Origin of the sequence: Ectopseudomonas oleovorans, assembly GCF_003052605.1 — a bacterium.
Taxonomy (GTDB): domain Bacteria; phylum Pseudomonadota; class Gammaproteobacteria; order Pseudomonadales; family Pseudomonadaceae; genus Aquipseudomonas; species Aquipseudomonas oleovorans_A.
The window spans coordinates 1-20,577 of record NZ_QASO01000136.1 but is presented as its reverse complement, the minus strand read 5'-3'; the positions used below and the strand labels follow the sequence as shown (position 1 = coordinate 20,577).

Genomic DNA, 20,577 nt, shown 5'->3' with positions numbered 1-20,577 from the left:
GATTGCCTGCAGGACAATCAATCCTGCAGTTTCAGGTGCGAAGTATCCGGCGCAGGAGCCGGAGCTGCAGGCTTGGCTTGCCCCATATCGCTACCGACGGGGGCCAGACTGAACTGCGAAAGATCGACCTGTGGTGCTGCAGCGTCGGGTCTGGCGTCTTGCAGATTGCTGCCCACCGGAGCGATATCGAAATCCGGGGCATCAACATCACTGAACGCGGCCATGTACTCATCTCGTGGAGCGACCTGCAGGCGACCCGGCCTTGTCGCAGCGGGGATGACTACCGGCGCAGGTTCCGACTGTACGGGCGGTGGCGGTGCGAGCTCGACCTCCTCGATCAGCACGTCCATATCGACCACCTCCACCCGCGCACCGGCGCGCTCCAGCGTTGCCCGGTACTTCTCCGCCCCGGCCGCATCGAGGTTGTTCTTGATCACGATGCGGCGCCCGGAGAACAACTGAGCGATGCGCTGAGCATCGGCCTGGAACAACTTGGCCATATTGGCTTTGACCAGCTCCGGCTGGGCGCCCGGCACCAATTGCCCGGAGAAGGCGATCTCGTAGCGACTCATGGTCACACTCCTGTCCTATTCGCCGCTCAGTATGGCGCAGGTTCCTTTGCCCCGACACTGCAGGCTTCTCATTCATGCTCTCCCGAACCTCGACAGCACCAGACCACCCGACTAACTCATTGAAAATAATGAGTGCTTACCCGTTGCAGCCAAGCGCTTGCTTGTTACACTGGGCCGCAACGGGGGTATGAAATGCTTTCTCAGGCGCAAATGATAAGAATTACCAGCCTATTGATGTTTTTAGGCCTGCTTTCAGGCCTGACAGGATGCTCCACCTGGGTGACAGGTAGCTTCAAGGACCCGGACGTCCAACTCATCAAAGTTGATGTGGTCAAGGCCAGGCTGCTCGAACAGGAGTTCCGCCTGCGCTTTCGAATCGACAATCCCAACGGCGTCAGCCTGCCGGTGCGCGGGCTGGACTACAACGTCCATCTCAATGGTATCCAGCTGGCCGAGGGCTACTCCAACGAGTGGTTCACCGTGCCCGCCCACGGCCACCACACCTTCGAAGTACCGGTGCGCACCAACCTCTGGCGCCATGTGCGGCAGATCGTCAAGGCACTGGAAAAACCGGACATGCCGATTCGCTATAGCCTCAAGGGTGAGGTAAAAACCGGCATGTTATTCGGCCGCAGCGTGCACATGGCGCGTAATGGCGAGATAATTCCCGGCGATTTCATCCCCGAATAACCTGCACGAGTAACACCATGAGCAACCAACCCCACGTCCACGGCCCTGACTGCAACCATGACCACGATCATCACGATCACGACCATGTGCACGGCCCGCACTGCAACCATGGCCATCAGGAGCCGGTGCGCAACGCGCTGAAGGATGTCGGCCGTAACGATCCTTGCCCATGCGGCAGCGAGAAGAAGTACAAGAAGTGCCACGGCGCCTGAACCGCGCATGAGCGCCTTGAACCTGACCCTGCTGCTTGGCGGCCTGCTGCTGATCGCAGCGCTGGCCGCCTATGCCTGGCACCTGTGGCGCCGCGTGTGGGCTAACCAGCGCGCCCGTGACGAAGCGCAACAGGAGCGCCAGCAGCGTCTCGGTGGCGATCTGAACATCCTCGCCAGCAGCCTGCTCGACGAGCAGTTGCCGTTGATCGAAGGCGCCATCCGCATCAAGGTGCTGCTCGATAACTATGACAGTGCCCTGAGCAATGACAGCCACTGCCAGGTGTTCCATCTGCTCTTCGAAGCCACCGCCGAGGTGCCTACCCATGCAGCCTGGAAGGCTCTGGACAAGGCCGAACGGCGGCGCTTCGAAAAACGCTTCAACGAGCTGGAACTGCAGCACAAGGCCGCCGCACGTATCGCTGCACGCTGGTTACTGGACGAAGGGCTGAAAGGGTCTCGAGCAAACGCCTGAGCCCCTCTTGCCAGGCCGCGACTGCCTTATTACCTTGGCGCCTTTGTGACCGGTCATTGCGCGACCGGCCTCGACCGTCCGCACACCAAGGAACTTCGCCATGCGCGCGCTGGCCCGCCTGACTCTTGCCGCCTCACTGATTAGCCTCGCCGGCTGCCAGTCCCTGCTCAACAGCCGTTATGCCGACAGCGTGCCGCCTACCCGTGGCGTTGAGCGCATTCAGGGCGTGGCCGAGAGTGCGTCGGTGCGGCGTAACGCTCTGGGCATGCCGCTGATCGAGTCGAGCACCTTCCACGACGCCCTCTTTACCCTCGGTTATGTGCATGCTGGTGACCGCCTCAGCCAGATGATCGGCATGCGCCTGCTGGCCCAGGGTCGCCTGGCCGAGATGGCCGGTCCTGGCGTGCTGGAAATGGACCGTTTCATGCGCGCGGTCAACCTGAAAAAGAGCGCGGAAATCCTCTACGCCGACGCCTCACCGCGCCTGAAGCGCTTCTTCGAGGTCTATTCGCGTGGCGTCAACGCCTATATGTTCCGCTATCGCAACCGCCTACCGATGGATCTGGCCGAGTCCGGCTACCGCCCCGAGTACTGGAAGCCCGAGGACTCGGTGCTGCTGTTCTGCCTGCTGAACTTCGGCCTGGCGGTGAACCTGCAGGAAGAGATCGCCGCACTGACTGTGGCCCAGCAGGTAGGCGTCGACAAGCTGCCCTGGCTACTGCCGATCTACCCGGACGAACCGCTGCCCTTCGCCGAGGCGGAAAAACTCGCCGGTCTCGACCTCAAGGGCCAGCTACCGGGCCTGCAGGCGATTTCCCGCACCGCGGCGCAGATCGCCGAACAGCACATGCTCGGCGTCGCCGCCTCGAACAACTGGGCCATCGCCCCGCAGCGTAGCCGTGGCGGCAAGAGCCTGCTGGCCAATGACACGCACCTGCCACTGAGCATGCCCTCGCTGTGGAATTTCGTGCAGATCCGCTCGCCCAAATACCAGGCTGCGGGCGTGTCCCTGGCGGGTGTGCCGGCCGTGGTCGCCGGCTACAACGGCAAGCTGGCCTGGGGCATGACCATGGTCATGGGCGACAATCAGGACATCTACCTGGAGCGCATCAAGCGCGAAGGCAGTCGCCTGATGTACCAGGCCGACGGCAAGTGGCTGCCGGTCAGCGAACGCCAGGAGACCTTCTTCATCAAAGGTCAGCGCCCGATCCGCGAAACGCTTTACGAGACCCGCAACGGGCCGCTGCTCAACTCGGTACTGGGCGAACGCAAGCATATGCTGCAACCCCTGGCGCTGCAGAGCGGCTACGGCCTGGCGCTGAAAACCACCCAGTTCGAGCGTGACCAGAGCCTCGACGCCTTCTTCGACCTGTCGCGCGCGCAGTCGGTGGACCAGGCCTTCGAGGCGACGCGGGAGATCCGCGCCATGCCGCTGAACATCGTCTTCGCCGACGCCCAGCATATCGGCTGGCAGGTCACCGGGCGCTACCCGAATCGCCGCGAAGGTCGTGGCCTGCTGCCCTCCCCCGGCTGGGACGAGCGCTACGCCTGGGACGGCTTCACTGACCCGATGCTGCACCCTTACGATCAGGACCCACCGCAAGGCTGGCTGGGCACCGCCAACGAACGCAGCGTGCCGCCCGGTTACGGCATGCAACTGTCCAGCTCCTGGTACTACCCGGAACGCGCCGAACGCATCGCCGAGCTGGCCGGCAATGGCCGTCACGATGGCCGCAGCATGATCGCCATGCAGTACGACCAGACCTCACCCTTTGTCGCCAAACTGCAGGCCATGTTCAATGACCCGGCCATGCACGACTCGCTGCGCCAGGCCATCGCGGCCCTGCCGGCTGACCAGCGCGCACGTGCCGATGAAGCCCTGAAGCGCCTGCTGGCGTTCGACGGCAAGCTTGCCGCCAGTTCGGCCGATGCCGCCATCTACGGCGCCTTCCTGCATGAAAGCGCACGGCAGATCTTCCTCGACGAGCTGGGCCCGGACGATAGCCCAGCCTGGCAGGCACTGGTGCAAACCGCCAACACCTCCTACTCGGCGCAGGCCGACCACCTGCTCGGCCGTGCCGACAGCCCCTTCTGGAATGACATCCGCACGCCAGAGCAGGAAGACAAACCGACTATCCTCGCGCGCAGCCTGGCCGCCAGCATCGAGCTGCTGGAGAGCCGATTGGGCGCCGAGCGTCGCAACTGGCAATGGGGCAAGCTGCACACCTATGAGTGGGTGACCGACACCACGCGCATGGCGCCTTACATGAGCGCCAGCCAGCGCAGCAGCATCAACGCCTTGAAAGGTTATCTGGATCGCGGCCCCTATCCGGCCGGGGGCGACCACAGCACGCTGAACGTCTCTGCCTACGCCTGGGGCCAGGACTTCAATACCTTCCTCATCCCGGCCATGCGTATCGTGGTGGATTTTGCCGCCGACGAGCCGTTGGTCGGCGTCAACAGCGCAGGGCAGTCGGGCAACCCAGCCAGCCCACACTACGCCGACGGCATCGAGGCATGGCTCAAGGGCGGCTACATGAGCTTCCCGTTCAAGGCGGAAAATCTGGACAAGGTCTATGGCAACCAGCGCCTGTTGCTGATGCCGGCCAAGTAATGACCGTTCGTCGGGCGGCGCTGAACCTTTGCCTCAGCGCCCCACTCTGAATATTCGACTTACTCCATAGATCATCGTTTTAAGGCGCCCTTGGCGCCTTTTCTTTTGCCCGAAGAAAAAGATGGCTTTTCCATCACCGGATGGAACTTCCCGGACTCAGCAGGCTCAGAGATTATGCATCGATTGAAATGCTCCCCTGGCGCCTCTGGCGCCTATTTTTTTGCCTGCAATTCAGAGAGCGCCTACTAGGGTCTGTTGCCGTTTCGCGCACGGCTCGCGTCGAAACGGCAACAGACCCTAGCTAAAATATGTAGTCACTTACCCACGAGAAGGAGGCGCACCATGAAGATCGCCAGCTTCGACGTCGACGCCCAAAAAAGGCTTCACCCCGCTGTGCCCCAACGAGCTACCGGTGCCCGAGGGCGACACCATCGTCCCGGCGCTGAACCAACTGGCCGCACGCGCCCAGCTGCGCATCGGCAGCAAGGATGCCCATAGCCCGCAAGCGGCCTGGGTCGTCGATAAACACGATGAGATGTTGCGCCCCCTGCCGCTGGCCAATGCAGACCTGACCTGGGTCAGCCACTGCGTGCCTGGCACGCCCGGCTTCGAATTGCTCGATGGCCTGCCAGCGCCGCTGGATTACGACTACTTCGTGTGGAAAGGCGTTGAGCCGACCTGCCCCCCCTACGCGCCTGCTACCACGACCTGGCCGAGAAGCGCAGCACGGGCGTGATCGAATTTCTCCGGCAAAATGGCGTCGACCTTGTACTGGTGGGCGGCCTGGCTCTGGATTACTGCGTCAAGACCACCGCCCCGCAACTGCGCCGCGCCGGTTTCGAGGTGATCGTCTTCCTACCGGCCTGCCGCGCCATCGCCAGCGAAACGGTCGAAAGCGCCTGCACGCCATGCGCGAACAGAGCATTACACTGGCTACCAGCCTGGAACAGCTGGATGGCACCCTCGCCAAGGAGAACCTGCGATGAGCGAGAGCATTTTCGCCGACCGTACCGTGCAGAACCTGCTGGACACCGATTTCTACAAGCTGACCATGATGCAAGCGGTGCTGCACAACTACTCCAATGCCGAGGTGGAATGGGAATTCCGCTGCCGCAGCCGCGAGGATCTGACACCCTACCTGGCCGAGATTCGCTATCAAATCGAACGCCTCAGTGAGCTGAGCCTGAGCGTCGACCAGTTGGCCTTCCTCGAACACATTCAGTTCATCAAGCCGGACTTCATTCGCTTTCTAAGCCTGTTCCGCTTCAACCTGCGCTACGTGCACACCAGAATTGAAGACGGCCTGTTGAGCATCCGTCTGCGCGGCCCCTAGTTGCACGTGATCCTCTTCGAGGTGCCGCTGCTGGCCATCGTCAGCGAGGTACGCAACCGCTATCGCTACCGTGAAGTGCTGCTCGAACAGGCTGCCGAGCGCCTGTACGAGAAGCTCGATTGGCTCAAGGCCGAAGCCTCGCCGAGCGAACTGGCCGGCTTCCAGCTGGCTGATTTCGGCACCCGCAGGCGCTTCTCCTACCGCGTGCAGGAGCAGGCGGTACACATCCTCAAGCGCGATTTTCCCGGTCGCTTCGTCGGCACCAGCAATGTGCACCTGGCCCGCGAGTTCGACCTCAAGCCCATTGGCACCATGGCCCACGAATGGTTGATGGCGCACCAGCAGCTTGGCCCACGCCTGATCGACAGCCAGATTGCCGCGCTCGACTGCTGGGTGCGCGAATACCGCGGTTTGCTGGGCATCGCCCTGACCGACTGCATCACCATGGATGCCTTCCTCGACGATTTCGACCTGTGCTTCGCCAAGCTCTTCGACGGCCTGCGCCATGACTCCGGCGACCCACTGGTGTGGGCGGAAAAAGCCATCGCCCACTACGAGAAACTCGGCATCGATCCGATGAGCAAGACCCTGGTGTTCTCCGACGGACTCGACCTGCCCAAGTCGCTGCGGCTCTACCGTGCACTTTCCGGGCGAATCCACGTAAGCTTCGGGGTCGGAACCAACCTGACCTGCGACATCCCCGGCGTCGAGCCGATGAACATCGTGATCAAGATGATCGCCTGCAACGGTCAACCGGTAGCGAAGATTTCCGATACGCCCGGCAAGACCCAATGCCGCGACGAGAACTTCGTCCATTACCTGAAACACGTCTTTCGCGTGACCCAGTGAGGAGCCAGACATGAGCAACCGCCAAGCCGAAATCGCCGCCGCCCTCAACGTGGTGCCGCCATTCGCCGACGACGCTGCGCTGAGTGCAGAGATCGAGCGGCGCAAGACCTTCATCAAGAACACCCTCAGAAAGTCAGGCCTCAAGGTGCTGGTGCTCGGTATCAGCGGCGGCGTCGACTCGACCACGGCCGGGCGTCTGGCTCAGCTCGCGGTCGAGGAATTACGTGCCGAGAGCGGCGATAGCGCCTATCGCTTCATCGCCGTGCGTCTGCCGCACAACACCCAGCATGACGAGCATGACGCACAGGATTCGCTGCAATTCATCCGTGCCGATGAGTCCGTCACGGTCAACATCGCCGACAGCGTCAACGGCCTGGCCCTGCAGGTCAGTCATCTGGAACAGCTGAGCCATGCCCGGCGCGACTTCGTACTGGGTAACGTCAAGGCCCGCATTCGCATGGTCGCCCAGTTCGCCATCGCCAACGCCAACAATGGCCTGGTGATCGGCACCGATCATGCCGCCGAGGCGGTCATGGGCTTCTTCACCAAATTCGGTGATGGCGCCTGCGACCTGGCCCCGCTGTCTGGCCTGGTGAAGAAACAGGTACGCGCCATCGCCGCACACCTGGGAGCACCGCAGCATCTGGTGATGAAAACGCCGACTGCCGATCTGGAAGAATTGCGCCCGGGCAAACCGGACGAGGAAGCCCATGGCGTGACCTATGCCGAGATCGACGCCTTCCTGCATGGTGAGACCGTCAGCGACGAGGCCTATGCCACCATCGTGCGCACCTACGACGCCACCCGCCACAAGCGCGAGCTGCCGCTGGTGCCTTGATCGCAGAGGGCAGAAACGAAGAAGCCGGGCAATGCCCGGCTTCTTCGCATCAGGAGGTTCGATCAGGCCTTGGGCAGGGTTACACCGGTCTGCCCCTGGTACTTGCCACCGCGATCGCGATAGGACACCTCACAGGCCTCGTCGGACTGCAGGAACAGCATCTGCGCCACACCTTCGTTGGCGTAGATCTTCGCCGGCAGGTTGGTGGTGTTGGAGAATTCCAGGGTCACGTGACCTTCCCACTCCGGCTCCAGCGGCGTGACGTTGACGATGATGCCGCAACGCGCATAGGTGCTCTTGCCCAAGCAGATGGTCAGTACGTCACGCGGAATACGGAAGTATTCAACGGTGCGCGCCAGGGCGAAGGAGTTAGGCGGAATGATGCAAACGTCGCTCTTGATGTCGACGAAGCTCTTCTCATCGAAATTCTTCGGGTCGACGATGGCCGAATGGATATTGGTGAACACCTTGAATTCGTCGGCGCAACGTACGTCGTAGCCGTAGCTGGAAACACCGTAGGAGATGACGCGACTATCGTCGGCACCGCGCACCTGGCGCTCGACGTAGGGCTCGATCATGCCGTGTTCCTGGGCCATGCGGCGAATCCACTTATCCGATTTGATGCTCATGGCGAGGTGTCCTGAGTGGGCGGTTACGAAAAAAGTGAGCGCATCTTACCGATGCAGGCGCCACGCTTCAAAGAGTGCCGGCGCGCCCTTCAGTCATTATTTGCAAAAAAACTGCATCGACTATTCGCACTTGGCGATAAAACCACGTATGGTGTCCCCACTGTGCTGCATGTGTCACCGCGAATCGCTACTTGATGCCTAGATCTCGATCCAAACATCGTCCGACTCCTAGTACTCGTTGCACTCAGTCCCGGCCTGGGCTTTTCCAGGGCTGTAATTACTTTTGTTAGGAGACATCACATGTCCAATCGTCAGACTGGCACCGTTAAGTGGTTCAACGATGAGAAAGGCTACGGCTTCATCACCCCGCAATCCGGTGACGACCTCTTCGTACACTTCAAAGCCATCCAGAGCGATGGTTTCAAGAGCCTGAAAGAAGGCCAGCAAGTTTCCTTCGTGGCCACCCGTGGTCAGAAAGGCATGCAGGCTGAGGAAGTTCAGGTTATCTAACCTGCGCTACCCTGCTTGAAAAGAGCCCCGCCTAGCAGACTGTGTGAAAACCTAGCAGTCTGAGTGCAAGGTGAAGACAATGCCTCTATCGGTCGATAGGGGCATTGTCGTTTATGGGCTATATCCAAGGTGAAGGTCGGCAACAAGGCAGCCTGTTTCCGCCGACATTGGAAGAGCTGGTTCCTGAGGATCATCTAGTTCGAGTCATCGAGGCCTATGTGGCTCGTCTGGATCTGAAGGTACTGGGGTTCAGCAAGGCTGAGCCGCTCAAGACTGGGCGCCCTGGCTACGATCCAGCTGATTTGCTCAAGCTATACCTATATGGCTACTTCCAGCGCATTCGCTCCTCTCGTCGATTGGAGGCGGAGTGCCAGCGCAATATCGAGGTGATGTGGTTGCTGGGTCGTCTGGCGCCGGACTTCAAGACCATCGCGGATTTTCGCAAAGACAACAGCATGGCCTTTCAGGCGACTTGCAAGGCTTTCGTCCAGTTTTGTCGCCAGGCAAGCTTGATCAGTGGGGAGCTGGTGGCCATCGATGGCAGCAAGTTCCAAGCGGTAGCTTCGCTGCGCAAGCACCTGAGCGTGGAGAAGCTCAAGCGTCAACAAGCGAAGCTGGAAAAACACATTGCCCAGTACCTGGCCCAGCTTGATGAGGGTGATGCACAAGACGCGCAAGAGACGATTGACCGGGCAGCGGTGAAACAGGCGCTACGCCAGCTACAGGATCGCCATGCCGATAACTTGACCGTACAAGCGCTGATGGAGGCGCAGGGCCTGGAACAGTTCGTCGAAGGCGAAGCGGATGCCAAGAAGATGCGCTGCTCCGGCAAGAGCCCTTGCGTGGCCTACAACGTGCAGAGCGCTGTCGATGCCGAGCATGGCCTGATCGTGCATCACGAAGTGACCAGTGACTGCACCGACAACCAGCAGTTGGAGCCGATGGCCAAAGCGACTCAGGCGGTTCTGCAGCAGTCTGAGCTGACCGTCACGGCTGATGCAGGTTATTCCAACGGGGCGCAGTTTCAGGCCTGCGAAGAAGCGGGCATTACGGCTTTCGTCCCCGTGAATCGCGCGCCCAACAACCAGGGCGGCGGCACGCTGTTTGTGCGTCAGGACTTCACTTACGATCCTGCGACCGACAGCTTCCAATGTCCTGCGGGTAAGACCCTGTCGCTCAAACAGCTCAATCGTGGCACTCGCCTTTACGCAGCCCGTGCCGAGGACTGCGGGAACTGCCCATTAAAAGCCAAGTGCACACAGGCCCAACGGCGTCATATCAGCCGCCATCCCAACGAAGAGGCGTTCGCGCGGATGGAGAAACGACTCGAAACTCACCCTGAGATGATGGGACGGCGACGAGCAATCGTCGAGCACCCTTTTGGCAATCTCAAACAATGGATTCTGGGCAACGGTCGTTTTCTAGTGCGCCATTTCAGCGGGGTGAGAGCTGAGATGGCGATGGCCGTGCAAGCCTACAACCTCAAACGTGCTATTTCGGTACTCGGGGCGCGCCGCATGATCGAGCTACTGACCTGAACGCTGCACTTTGCATCATTGCATCAGTAAAAACACAGACGCCCCGAGTCAATCGAGGCGTTTGTATTGAACCGGTTCAGTTCAGAGCGTTTTCACACAGCCTGCTAGTGCGGGGTTTTTTGTGGGCGTCTGCACACCTTACAGGAGCGGATTTATCCGCTAAATTCGCGGCCGAAGCCGCTCCAAAGCAGCTTTTCGTAGGAGCCCCGCCCCGGGGCGAAGCTTTTCAAATGTGCGCCCCTCTGATTCGCGGCGGGGCGCCGCTCCTACAAATTCGATACTCCGACGCTTGAACTGAGTCGGGTGGTAGAGCTGCGCAGGATGCCCACGTCGCAAGGCAATTGGAAAGCCACGCCAGGACCGAGCCGCCTGCGTTGCCCTCTCCCGCTCCCGCAAGCGGAAGAGGGTCATCAGATGCCGCTGCGCGGCTGCTGTTAGTCCTCACTGATCTCGATACTGGGCATGACCGGCTTGCCAGCCTGGGCGATGCGCGCACCGACCTTGCGCGCCAAATCCTGATAGATCATGGCGATCTGGCTTTCCGGGTCAGCCACCGTGGTCGGCTTGCCGTCATCGGCCTGCATGCGAATGGCCATCGACAGCGGCAACGAGGCCAGCAACTCGACACCGTACTGCGCCGCCAGTTTCTCGCCACCGCCTTCGCCGAACAGATGCTCGGCATGGCCGCAGTTGGAGCAGATATGCACGGCCATGTTCTCCACCACGCCGAGCACTGGGATGTGCACCTTGCGGAACATCTCCACGCCTTTTTTCGCATCGAGCAGCGCCAGATCCTGCGGCGTGGTGACGATCACGCTGCCGGCCACCGGCACCTTCTGCGCCAGGGTCAGCTGGATGTCGCCAGTGCCCGGCGGCATGTCCACCACCAGGTAATCGAGATCATTCCAGGCGGTCTGGGTAATCAGTTGCAGTAAGGCCCCGCTGACCATCGGCCCGCGCCACACCATCGGTGTGTTGTCGTCGGTGAGAAAGGCCATGGACATCACCTGCACGCCATGGGCTTCGAGCGGCACGAACCACTTCTGATCCTTGACCTGCGGGCGCGTGCCTTCGGCGATGCCGAACATGATGCCCTGACTGGGACCATAGATATCGGCATCGAGAATGCCCACTCGCGCACCCTCACGCGCCAGGGCCAACGCCAGGTTGGCGGCGGTGGTGGACTTGCCCACACCGCCCTTGCCCGAGGCCACGGCGATCACATTCTTCACCCCGGCCAGGGCCGGCACCTGCGCCTGGCCCTGGTGCGAGTCGATTACGCAGTCGACCTTTACCTGCGCACTGTCGACAGCATCGAGGTTCTCCAGCGCCATCTGCAGCATCTGCGCCCAACCGTTCTTGAACAGGCCGGCGGCGTAGCCCAGCTCCAGGCGTACGGCGACGCGCGCGCCCTGAATATCGACCTCACGCAGGCAACCGGCACTGACCGGATCCTGATCGAGATGAGGGTCGGTGAACTGACGCAGACAGGCTTCGACCGCTTCGCGGGTGACGGCACTCATGCAAGAACTCCAGAAGGCAGCGAGAAAACAGGCAAGCATCTTAACAGCAGCGATCCGTTTCACGCCTTACACCGCCACCAAGGGTCGCTACGGATGCGCTTTTGCCTGCGGTTTGTAGCTTGCAGCTTGCAGCTTCCTTTATAGTTGCCGACTTCTTTCGTTTCCCCCGTGCAGCCGATCACCATGACCGAAGCCCGCAAGATTCTCGTTACCAGCGCCCTCCCCTATGCCAACGGCTCCATCCACCTCGGCCACATGCTCGAGTACGTGCAGACCGACATGTGGGTGCGCTACCAGAAACTGCGTGGCAACCAGGCGATCTATGTCTGCGCCGACGATGCCCACGGCTCGGCGATCATGCTGCGCGCCGAGAAAGAAGGCATTACGCCCGAACAATTGATCGATGGCGTACGTGCCGAGCACATGGCCGACTTCGCAGACTTTGGTGTGGACTTCGACAACTACCACTCGACTCACTCCGAGGAAAACCGCGAGCTATCGGCGTCCATCTACCTGGCGCTGCGCGAAAAGGGCCATATTGCCACCCGCGCCGTGACCCAGTATTTCGACCCCGAGAAGGGCATGTTCCTCGCCGACCGTTTCATCAAGGGCACCTGCCCGAAATGCGCGGCCGAAGACCAGTACGGCGATAACTGCGAGAAATGCGGCGCCACCTATGCACCGACCGAGCTGAAGAATCCGCGCTCGGCCATCTCCGGTGCCGTGCCGGTGCTCAAGGAATCGCAGCACTTCTTCTTCAAGCTGCCGGACTTCGAGGCCATGCTCAAGCAATGGACGCGCTCCGGTGCGTTGCAGGACGCAGTGGCCAACAAGATCGCCGAATGGCTCGATGGTGGTCTGCAGGAGTGGGACATCAGCCGCGATGCGCCCTACTTCGGCTTCGAGATTCCCGGCGAGCCAGGCAAATACTTCTACGTCTGGCTGGACGCGCCGATCGGCTACATGGCCAGCTTCAAGAACCTCTGCAGCAAACGCCCGGAGCTGGATTTCGATGCATTCTGGGGCAAGGACTCCACTGCCGAGCTGTACCACTTCATCGGCAAGGACATCGTCAATTTCCACGCTCTGTTCTGGCCGGCCATGCTCGAAGGCGCGGGCTACCGCAAGCCGACCGCCGTCAATGTGCACGGCTACCTGACGGTCAACGGGCAGAAGATGTCCAAATCGCGCGGCACCTTCATCAAGGCGCGTACCTACCTCGATCACCTGAACCCGGAATACCTGCGCTACTACTACGCCTCCAAGCTGGGCCGTGGCGTGGACGATCTGGACCTGAACCTCGAAGACTTCGTGCAGAAGGTCAACTCCGACCTGGTCGGCAAGGTGGTCAACATCGCCAGCCGCTGCGCGGGTTTCATCCACAAGGGCAACAATGGCCTGCTGGTTGCGGCCAACCCGGAACCGGAGCTGTGGGACGCCTTCCAGGCCGCTGCACCGAGCATTGCCGAGGCTTACGAGGCGCGCGACTTCTCCCGCGCCATGCGCGAGATCATGGCCCTGGCCGACCGCGCCAACGCCTGGATCGCCGACAAGGCGCCCTGGGCGCTGAACAAGGTCGAGGGCAAGCAGGCCGAAGTGCAGGCTATCTGCGCCCTGGGTATCAATCTGTTCCGCCAGTTGGTGATCATGTTAAAACCCGTGCTGCCGAAGCTGGCCGCCGAGGCCGAAGCCTTCCTCAACGTGCAGCCGCAAACCTGGGCCGACCTGGCACTGCCACTGGCCAACCATCAGCTGAACCCGTTCAACCCGCTGTTGACCCGCATCGAGCCAGCAAAAATCGAAGCCATGATCGAAGCCTCCAAGGAAGACCTGGCCGCCGAAGCGCCCAAGCCTCAAGGCAACGGTGAACTTGCCAAGGATCCGCTGGCTGCCGAGATCAACTTCGACGCCTTCGCCGCTGTCGACCTGCGTATTGCCCTGATCGAGAAGTGCGAGTTCGTCGAAGGCGCCGACAAGCTGCTGCGCCTGTCGCTGGACATCGGTGACGAGAAGCGCAACGTGTTCTCCGGCATCAAGTCCGCCTACCCGGACCCGAGCAAGCTGGAAGGCCGCCTGACCCTGTACGTCGCCAACCTGGCGCCGCGCAAGATGAAGTTCGGCATCAGCGAAGGCATGGTCCTGGCGGCCGGCCCTGGTGGTGAGGAAATCTACCTGCTCAGCCCGGACAGCGGCGCCAAACCGGGTCAGCGCGTCAAGTAAGCACACGCTAGGCTTATCGCTGTCGAACAAGCCGGCCAATGCCTAATGCCAGTCAGATAAGATTGCCAAAGCGGCCTTTCGTAGGAGCCCCGCCTCGGGGCGAAGCTTTTCAATTGCGCATCGCCCTGGTTCGCGGCGGGGCGCCGCTCCTACGTATTCGCAGCGGCGACGCTTAACTGACTGGCATTAGGCCAATGCCGGCTTGTTTGCATCTACGCGCTTCCCGATAATAGGCGCCCTTTTCCTATGGCCTTTGCGCACTCGACGGCAACCCGATGACCGAACTCGTCCTGATCATGGTCAGCGCCATCCTGGTCAATAACTTCGTGCTGGTGCAGTTTCTCGGCCTGTGCCCGTTCATGGGGGTGTCGAAGAAGATCGAAACCGCCATCGGCCTGTCCCTGGCCACCACCTTCGTGCTGACCCTGGCCGCCATGTGCAGCTACCTGGTACAGCAGTACGTGCTCAAGCCGCTAGACCTGGAATTCCTGCGCACCATCAGCTTCATCCTGGTGATCGCGGTGACCGTGCAGTTCACCGAGATGGTGGTGAACAAGACCAGCCCACTGCTGTATCGCGTGCTGGGCATCTTCCTGCCACTGATCACCACCAACTGCATCGTCCTGGGCGTGGCCCTGCTCAACGCCAACAAGGCTGAGTTCACCTTCATCACCGCCACTGCCAACGGCTTCGCCGCCGGCCTGGGCTTCTCCCTGGTGCTGGTACTGTTCGCCGCCATGCGCGAACGCATCGCCATCGCCGATGTGCCCAAGTCCTTTCAGGGCGCGGCCATCGGCATGATCACCGCCGGCCTGATGTCACTGGCCTTCATGGGCTTTGCCGGGTTGATCAAGCTATGAGTCTGGTTCTCGTCGCCGTACTCGCCCTGCTCGGCCTGTGCCTGATCGCCGGCGCCATCCTCGGTTTCGCCGCGGTGCGCTTCAAGGTCGAGGGCGACCCCATCGCCGAGCAGATCAACGCGCTGCTGCCACAGACCCAGTGCGGCCAGTGCGGCTACCCGGGCTGCAAGCCCTACGCCGAGGCGATCGCCGGCGGCGACAAGATCAACAAGTGTCCGCCCGGTGGCGAGGCGACCATCCAGGCCTTGGCCGACCTGCTGGACGTCGAGCCCGAGCCGCTGGATGCGGTGGAAGGCGAGAAGCCGCAGATGGTCGCGTTTATCCGCGAAGCCGAATGCATTGGCTGCACCAAGTGCATCCAGGCCTGTCCGGTGGACGCCATCGTCGGCGCTGCGCGGCAGATGCACACGGTGATCGTCAGCGAATGCACCGGCTGCGACCTGTGCGTCGAACCCTGCCCGGTGGACTGCATCGACATGATCGAAGTCGGTAGCACCGTGCAAAGCTGGAAATGGGACAAACCGCTGGCGCCCGGCCAGTTGATCGCCAGCGACCGGGAGCAGGCGGCATGAGCGCGCAGGAAAAGATCTGGGATATACCCGGCGGCATCCACCCTGCCGAGCGCAAGGAGCTGTCCAACCGCACGCCGATCCAGCAGGCGCCGCTGCCCAAGCGCCTGGTCTTGCCGCTCGGCCAGCATATCGGTACGGTCGCCGAGCCCTGCGTGGTGGTCGGTGAGCGGGTACTCAAGGGGCAGAAGATCGCCGAGGCCAACGGCTTCGTCAGCGCGCCGCTGCATGCCCCGACTTCCGGCACCGTCAGCTTTATCGGCCCGCAGCCCTACCCGCACGTCTCCGGCATGCTGGCACCGGCCATCGTCATCGACAGCGACGGCCTGGACGAGTGGGTCGAACTGACGTCCCATGCCGACTACCGGCATATGGAGTCTGCCGAGCTGCTAGCGCTGATTCGCGAGGCTGGTATCAGCGGCCTGGGCGGCGCCGGCTTCCCTACCGCGGTGAAACTGACTGCGCGGCCGACGCAGAAGATCCACACGCTGATCATCAACGGCACCGAGTGCGAGCCCTATATCACCGCTGACGACCTGCTGATGCGCGAGCGCGCCGACGAGCTGGTGGCCGGTATCGAGATACTGGCCCATCTGATTCAGCCGCAGCAGGTGCTGATCGGCATCGAAGACAACAAGCCCGAGGCCATCGCCGCCATGCGCGCCGCCTGCGCCGGGCATGACTACCAGGTGCGGGTGTTCCCCACCAAGTACCCCTCCGGCGGTGAGAAACAGCTGATCCAGATTCTCACCGGTGTCGAGGTGCCCAGCGGCGGCCTACCGGCCGATATCGGCATTCTCTGCCAGAACGTCGGTACCTGCGTGGCCATCCACGACGCCGTGCTGTTGGGCAAGCCATTGATCTCACGCATTACCACGCTGACCGGCGAAGCGCTGGCGCGGCCCGGCAATGTCGAGGCGCTGATCGGCACACCGGTGGGCGAGCTGCTGGCGTTCGCCGGACTGGACACCAGCAAACTCAACCGCTTGATCATGGGCGGACCGATGATGGGCTTTACCCTGCCCTCGCTGGACGTGCCGCTGATCAAGAGCAGCAACTGCCTGCTGGCCAGCACCGCTGCCGAGCTGCCGCCGCCACCGCCGGCCATGCCCTGCATCCGCTGTGGCGAATGCGCCGAGGCCTGTCCGGCCAGCCTGTTGCCGCAGCAACTGCACTTCTTCGCCCTGGGCCAGGAGCACGAACAGCTCAAGGCGCACAACCTGTTCGACTGCATCGAATGCGGCGCCTGCGCTTACGTCTGCCCATCCAGTATCCCGCTGGTGCAATACTACCGCGCGGCCAAGGCGGAAATTCGCGAGCTGGAACAGAAACAGCTCAAGGCCGAGCACTCCAAACAGCGCTTCGAGCAGCGCCAGGAACGCCTGCGCCGCGCCGAGGAACAGAAGGAAGCCGAGCGCAAGGCCCGCGCCGAGAAGGCCGCCCGCGCCAAGGCGGCACAAGCCGAAGCGCCCCCTGCTGCGGCAGCCGCACCGGCCGACGAAACGCTGAAGAAACTCAAGATCGAAGCCAGCATGGCCCAGGTCGCGCTGAAAAAGGCGGAAAAACAGCTGGCCGCCCACGATACGCCCGAACTGCAGGCGCAGGTCAGCGAGCTGCGCGCCGCTGCCAAAGCCGCACAGCAGGCACTGGCAGACGCCCAGACCGCAGCACCTGCGCCGACGCCGGCGCCGGCTCCCAAGCCGACCGGTGACGAAGTGCTGAAGAAAGCCAAGATCGAAGCCGCCATGCTCAAGGCCCAGCTGCGCAAGCTGGAAAAGATCGAAAACCCGGACGACGAGCAGCAGGCCGAAATCACCCGCGTTCGCCAGCAACTGGAAGCAGCCGAGAAAGCCCTTGCCGACCTGGAGAAGCAGGCGCCCGCCCCCGCTGCCAAACCCGCCGGTGACGACGCCTTGAAAAAGGCCAAGGTCGAGCTGGCAATGAAACGCGCCGAGCTGAAAAAGGCGGAAAAAGCCGGCAGCGACGAAACCACGCTGCAGCCGCTGCGCGATGCCCTGGCTGACGCTGAACACGCTCTACATGCCGCCGAGGCGGCCTCGGGCAAACCGGCGCCGGAGCTGGTGCGCACCGAACGCCCCGGCGTGGACGAAAAATTCAAGGCGCTGAAGACCGAGGCGGCCTTCGCCCGCGCCGACCTGCGCAAGCTGGAGCGTGACGAGAGCGCCGCTGGCGAGGCGCTGGAACAGGCACGCACACGCCTGACCGAAGCGGAGCGCAAGCTGAACGAATATCAACCCTGACAACCGGCCCGGATTGCATTCGGGCTGCTGCACCGTTCTGTAGGAGCCAGCTTGCTGGCGATCATGGCCAAAAGCATCGCCGGCAAGCCGGCTCCTACAGTCCTTGGCATCGCATGCAGCCTGGATAACATCGGGGGAATCGACACACCACTGCGCTCAATACGAACGCAGTAACAGAACCACCGGAGCGCCGATGGCCCTGCCCCGCATCACATCGCCCCACGCCAAGGGCAGCAACCGTACCCAGCAGGTCATGCTGCAGGTGCTGCTGGCCACCGTGCCGGGCATCCTCGCACTGACCTGGCTGTTCGGCGCCGGCACCCTGTTCAACCTGCTCTGGGCCAGCCTCTGCGCGCTGGGCTTCGAAGCTGCTCTGCTGGCGGCACGCAAACGTCCGATCGCGTTCTTCCTCAAGGACTACAGCGCCCTGGTCACCGCCGTGCTGCTGGCCCTGGCTCTACCACCCTACTCGCCCTGGTGGCTGACTCTGATCGCCTGTGGCTTCGCCATCGGCTTCGGCAAGCAGCTCTATGGTGGACTCGGGCAGAACCCGTTCAATCCGGCCATGGTCGGCTACGTGGTGGTACTGATCTCCTTCCCGGTGGAGATGACCAGTTGGCCGGCCCCGCATGGCGTCGCCGCGCTGGACGGTCTCAAGCACATACTGGGCATCGCCAGCCTGCCTGATGGCTGGGCCCAGGCCACCGCGCTGGATGCCCTGAAGGTGAACAAGAGCCTGACCATCGACGAGCTGCGCGCCAGCAATGCAGCCTTCGGTCACTTCGGCGGTGCCGGCAGCGAAGCGGTCAATCTGGCCTTCCTCGCCGGCGGCCTGTACCTGCTGCACAAGCGCCTGATCACCTGGCACGCGCCGCTGGGCATGCTCGCCGCGCTGTTCGTCATGAGTCTGCTGTTCTGGAACGGCAGCGGTTCGGACTCCAACGGCTCGCCGCTGTTCCACCTGCTCACCGGCGCGACCATGCTCGGCGCCTTCTTCATCGTCACCGACCCGGTCTCCGGCGCTACCAGCAATCGCGGACGCTTGGTGTTCGGCATCGGCGTCGGCGTGTTGGTCTACGTGATCCGCACTTGGGGCGGCTACCCGGATGCGGTGGCCTTCGCCGTGTTGCTGATGAACCTGGCGGCGCCGACCATCGACTACTACACCCGGCCGCGCAGCTACGGCCACCGCAAGCCCAATAGCGGCTTCAAGCTGGGAGAATGAGCATGCTGCCGGAAATCAGCCGCTCGATGCTGAAGAACGCCCTGGTACTTGGCCTGTTCGCCATCGGCACCGTCGGCAGCGTGGCCCTGCTGCAACAGGGCACCGCCGAACGCATCGCCAAGGCCGAACGCGAAGCGCAGGTGCGCGCCCTGGCGGAAATCCTGCCAGCCGGCAGCTACGACAATCACCTGCTGGATAACCGCATCGAGCTCAACGCCGCCGAGCTGGGCCACCGCAGCCCGCAGTCGGCCTACCTGGCATTGAAAGGCGACCAGCCCAGTGCGCTGATCCTGCCGGTGACCGCACCGGACGGCTACAGCGGTGCCATCCACCTGCTGGTGGGCATCTTCGCCGATGGCCGCCTGGCTGGCGTACGCGTGCTCAGCCACAAGGAAACCCCAGGCCTGGGTGACAAGATCGAGCTGGCCAAGAGCGACTGGGTGCGCAGCTTCGAAGGTAAATCCCTGAGCGATCCCGGCGAAGACGGCTGGGCAGTGAAGAAGGATCGCGGCGACTTCGACCAGTTCGCCGGTGCCACCATCACCCCGCGCGCCGTGGTCAAGGCCGTGCACGGCGCCCTGCGCTACTTCGACAAGCACCGCGCCCAATTGCTGGGCCTGGCGGAGGACGAGCAATGACCAGTTACCGCGAAATCAGCTTCAACGGCCTGTGGAAGAACAACCCGGCCCTGGTGCAGCTGCTCGGCCTTTGCCCGCTGCTGGGGGTGAGCAACTCCACGGTCAACGCCCTCGGCCTGGCCCTGGCCAGCGCCGTGGTACTGGTGTGCTCCAACACCGCCGTGTCGCTGGTGCGCGGCGTGGTCAATACCGCCGTGCGCCTGCCGGCCTTCGTCATGATCATCGCCGCGCTGACCACCTGCATCGAGCTGCTGATGCAGGCCTATACCTACGAGCTGTACCAGATCCTCGGCATCTTCATTCCGCTGATCACCACCAACTGCATGATCCTCGGCCGCGCCGATGGCTTTGCCGCCAAACACGACCCGGCCCGCGCCGCCTATGACGGTCTGATGATGGGCCTGGGCTTCGGCGTGGTGCTGGTGTTGATCGGCGCCATTCGCGAGCTGCTCGGCACCGGCGCTCTGTTCGCCAATATGCACCTGTTGTTCGGGCCGATTGCCGCCGAGTGGAAACTTACCCTGGTGCAGGATTACAAGGGCTTTCTGCTGGCCATCCTGCCGCCGGGCGCCTTTATCGTTCTGGGCCTGCTGATCGCCGGCAAGAACCGCATCGATCAGATCGCCGCCGAGCGAGCCAAGGCCGCCGCGCCCGAGGCACCGGCACAAAGCCGCCGAGTTCGCGTTACCGGAGTCATCGAATGACGCCACAAGCGAGCACCCTTAGCCCGTATGCAATCCGGGAATGCCAAAACCACCCGCCCCGGATTACATCCGTATATGGACTCCTCCCGTTTTGCCAGTGAAATAATCTGCCTCTGAACCTAGGTACGACTGCTTCCGTATATTCGACTTCTGATAAGGCGTTAGCCTTGAGCCATGATGAATTTCGCTCCTGTGCGCCTAACCGGGCTAGCGGCCTTGCAAAGCAGAGGGCCGATGGATGCAGCAGGTTACACACAGGTCGGTGCGACCGGTTCGTCATCAGTTCATGTCACTGTGCAATCGAGTGGATCTCTACTACG

Annotated in this window: 17 protein-coding genes and 2 pseudogenes; 16 read left to right on the top strand and 3 right to left on the bottom strand. The window is 62.3% G+C overall.

Annotation, left to right across the window (positions count from 1 at the left end; genetic code table 11):
- Window positions 1-17: 17 nt before the first annotated feature.
- On the bottom strand, window positions 18-572 hold the full coding sequence (locus tag DBO86_RS24800) for a hypothetical protein (protein WP_084341335.1): 555 nt from the start codon (window positions 570-572) through the stop codon (window positions 18-20).
- A gap of 192 nt (window positions 573-764) precedes the next feature.
- Between DBO86_RS24800 and DBO86_RS24795 the strand changes: the two genes are divergently transcribed.
- From DBO86_RS24795 to nadE, 7 genes and pseudogenes are all read left to right on the top strand, one after another.
- Entirely contained in the window at window positions 765-1,262 is a 498-nt protein-coding gene (locus DBO86_RS24795; protein ID WP_208630565.1) for an LEA/WHy family protein, read from the top strand.
- A 17-nt stretch (window positions 1,263-1,279) separates the two neighbouring features.
- Window positions 1,280-1,474 carry an SEC-C metal-binding domain-containing protein gene (locus tag DBO86_RS24790; protein ID WP_074859754.1) on the top strand — a complete coding sequence of 65 codons (195 nt, stop codon included), beginning with the start codon at window positions 1,280-1,282 and terminating at the stop codon, window positions 1,472-1,474.
- Between the two features lie 7 nt (window positions 1,475-1,481).
- Window positions 1,482-1,946 carry a DUF2489 domain-containing protein gene (locus DBO86_RS24785; RefSeq protein ID WP_108235153.1) on the top strand — a complete coding sequence of 155 codons (465 nt, stop codon included), beginning with the start codon at window positions 1,482-1,484 and terminating at the stop codon, window positions 1,944-1,946.
- 100 nt (window positions 1,947-2,046) lie between these two features.
- The gene (locus tag DBO86_RS24780) at window positions 2,047-4,560 is read left to right on the top strand and encodes a penicillin acylase family protein (RefSeq protein ID WP_108235152.1); all 2,514 of its coding nucleotides are present in this window, start codon (window positions 2,047-2,049) and stop codon (window positions 4,558-4,560) included.
- A 342-nt stretch (window positions 4,561-4,902) separates the two neighbouring features.
- A pseudogene (locus DBO86_RS24775) lies at window positions 4,903-5,546 on the top strand (nicotinamidase).
- Window positions 5,543-6,742, top strand: a pseudogene (pncB, locus tag DBO86_RS24770) (nicotinate phosphoribosyltransferase). The pseudogenes DBO86_RS24775 and pncB overlap by 4 nt, the downstream one beginning before the upstream one ends.
- 10 nt (window positions 6,743-6,752) lie before the next feature.
- On the top strand, window positions 6,753-7,580 hold the full coding sequence (gene nadE / locus DBO86_RS24765) for an ammonia-dependent NAD(+) synthetase (RefSeq protein WP_108235151.1): 828 nt from the start codon (window positions 6,753-6,755) through the stop codon (window positions 7,578-7,580).
- A 62-nt stretch (window positions 7,581-7,642) separates the two neighbouring features.
- Here nadE and dcd read toward each other — a convergent pair whose 3' ends face one another.
- Window positions 7,643-8,209, bottom strand: coding sequence for a dCTP deaminase (dcd, locus tag DBO86_RS24760; RefSeq protein ID WP_004423764.1), 567 nt, complete (start codon window positions 8,207-8,209; stop codon window positions 7,643-7,645).
- A 300-nt stretch (window positions 8,210-8,509) separates the two neighbouring features.
- Between dcd and DBO86_RS24755 the strand changes: the two genes are divergently transcribed.
- Window positions 8,510-8,719: a cold-shock protein gene (locus DBO86_RS24755; protein WP_003245585.1), complete on the top strand. Its 210-nt coding sequence runs from the start codon at window positions 8,510-8,512 to the stop codon at window positions 8,717-8,719.
- A gap of 113 nt (window positions 8,720-8,832) precedes the next feature.
- Complete coding sequence (locus DBO86_RS24750; protein WP_108235150.1) at window positions 8,833-10,257, top strand: IS1182 family transposase; 1,425 nt, start codon at window positions 8,833-8,835, stop codon at window positions 10,255-10,257.
- 434 nt (window positions 10,258-10,691) lie between these two features.
- On the opposite strand, the gene apbC is transcribed toward DBO86_RS24750, so the two are convergent.
- The gene (apbC, locus tag DBO86_RS24745; protein WP_108235149.1) at window positions 10,692-11,780 is read right to left on the bottom strand and encodes an iron-sulfur cluster carrier protein ApbC; all 1,089 of its coding nucleotides are present in this window, start codon (window positions 11,778-11,780) and stop codon (window positions 10,692-10,694) included.
- A 183-nt stretch (window positions 11,781-11,963) separates the two neighbouring features.
- Between apbC and metG the strand changes: the two genes are divergently transcribed.
- From metG to DBO86_RS24705, 7 genes are all read left to right on the top strand, one after another.
- The gene (gene metG / locus DBO86_RS24740; RefSeq protein ID WP_108235148.1) at window positions 11,964-14,000 is read left to right on the top strand and encodes a methionine--tRNA ligase; all 2,037 of its coding nucleotides are present in this window, start codon (window positions 11,964-11,966) and stop codon (window positions 13,998-14,000) included.
- A gap of 275 nt (window positions 14,001-14,275) precedes the next feature.
- The gene (gene rsxA, locus DBO86_RS24730) at window positions 14,276-14,860 is read left to right on the top strand and encodes an electron transport complex subunit RsxA (RefSeq protein WP_021488430.1); all 585 of its coding nucleotides are present in this window, start codon (window positions 14,276-14,278) and stop codon (window positions 14,858-14,860) included.
- On the top strand, window positions 14,857-15,432 hold the full coding sequence (rsxB, locus tag DBO86_RS24725; protein WP_012017990.1) for an electron transport complex subunit RsxB: 576 nt from the start codon (window positions 14,857-14,859) through the stop codon (window positions 15,430-15,432). Before rsxA ends, rsxB begins: the two co-directional genes overlap by 4 nt.
- The gene (gene rsxC / locus DBO86_RS24720; protein ID WP_108235147.1) at window positions 15,429-17,690 is read left to right on the top strand and encodes an electron transport complex subunit RsxC; all 2,262 of its coding nucleotides are present in this window, start codon (window positions 15,429-15,431) and stop codon (window positions 17,688-17,690) included. Before rsxB ends, rsxC begins: the two co-directional genes overlap by 4 nt.
- Window positions 17,691-17,883: 193 nt before the next feature.
- The gene (locus DBO86_RS24715; RefSeq protein WP_108235146.1) at window positions 17,884-18,915 is read left to right on the top strand and encodes an RnfABCDGE type electron transport complex subunit D; all 1,032 of its coding nucleotides are present in this window, start codon (window positions 17,884-17,886) and stop codon (window positions 18,913-18,915) included.
- A gap of 2 nt (window positions 18,916-18,917) precedes the next feature.
- Window positions 18,918-19,553, top strand: a complete 636-nt coding sequence (rsxG, locus tag DBO86_RS24710) for an electron transport complex subunit RsxG (RefSeq protein ID WP_108235145.1) — start codon at window positions 18,918-18,920, stop codon at window positions 19,551-19,553.
- Window positions 19,550-20,257, top strand: coding sequence for an electron transport complex subunit E (locus tag DBO86_RS24705; protein ID WP_108235144.1), 708 nt, complete (start codon window positions 19,550-19,552; stop codon window positions 20,255-20,257). Before rsxG ends, DBO86_RS24705 begins: the two co-directional genes overlap by 4 nt.
- The last annotated feature ends 320 nt before the right edge of the window (window positions 20,258-20,577 follow it).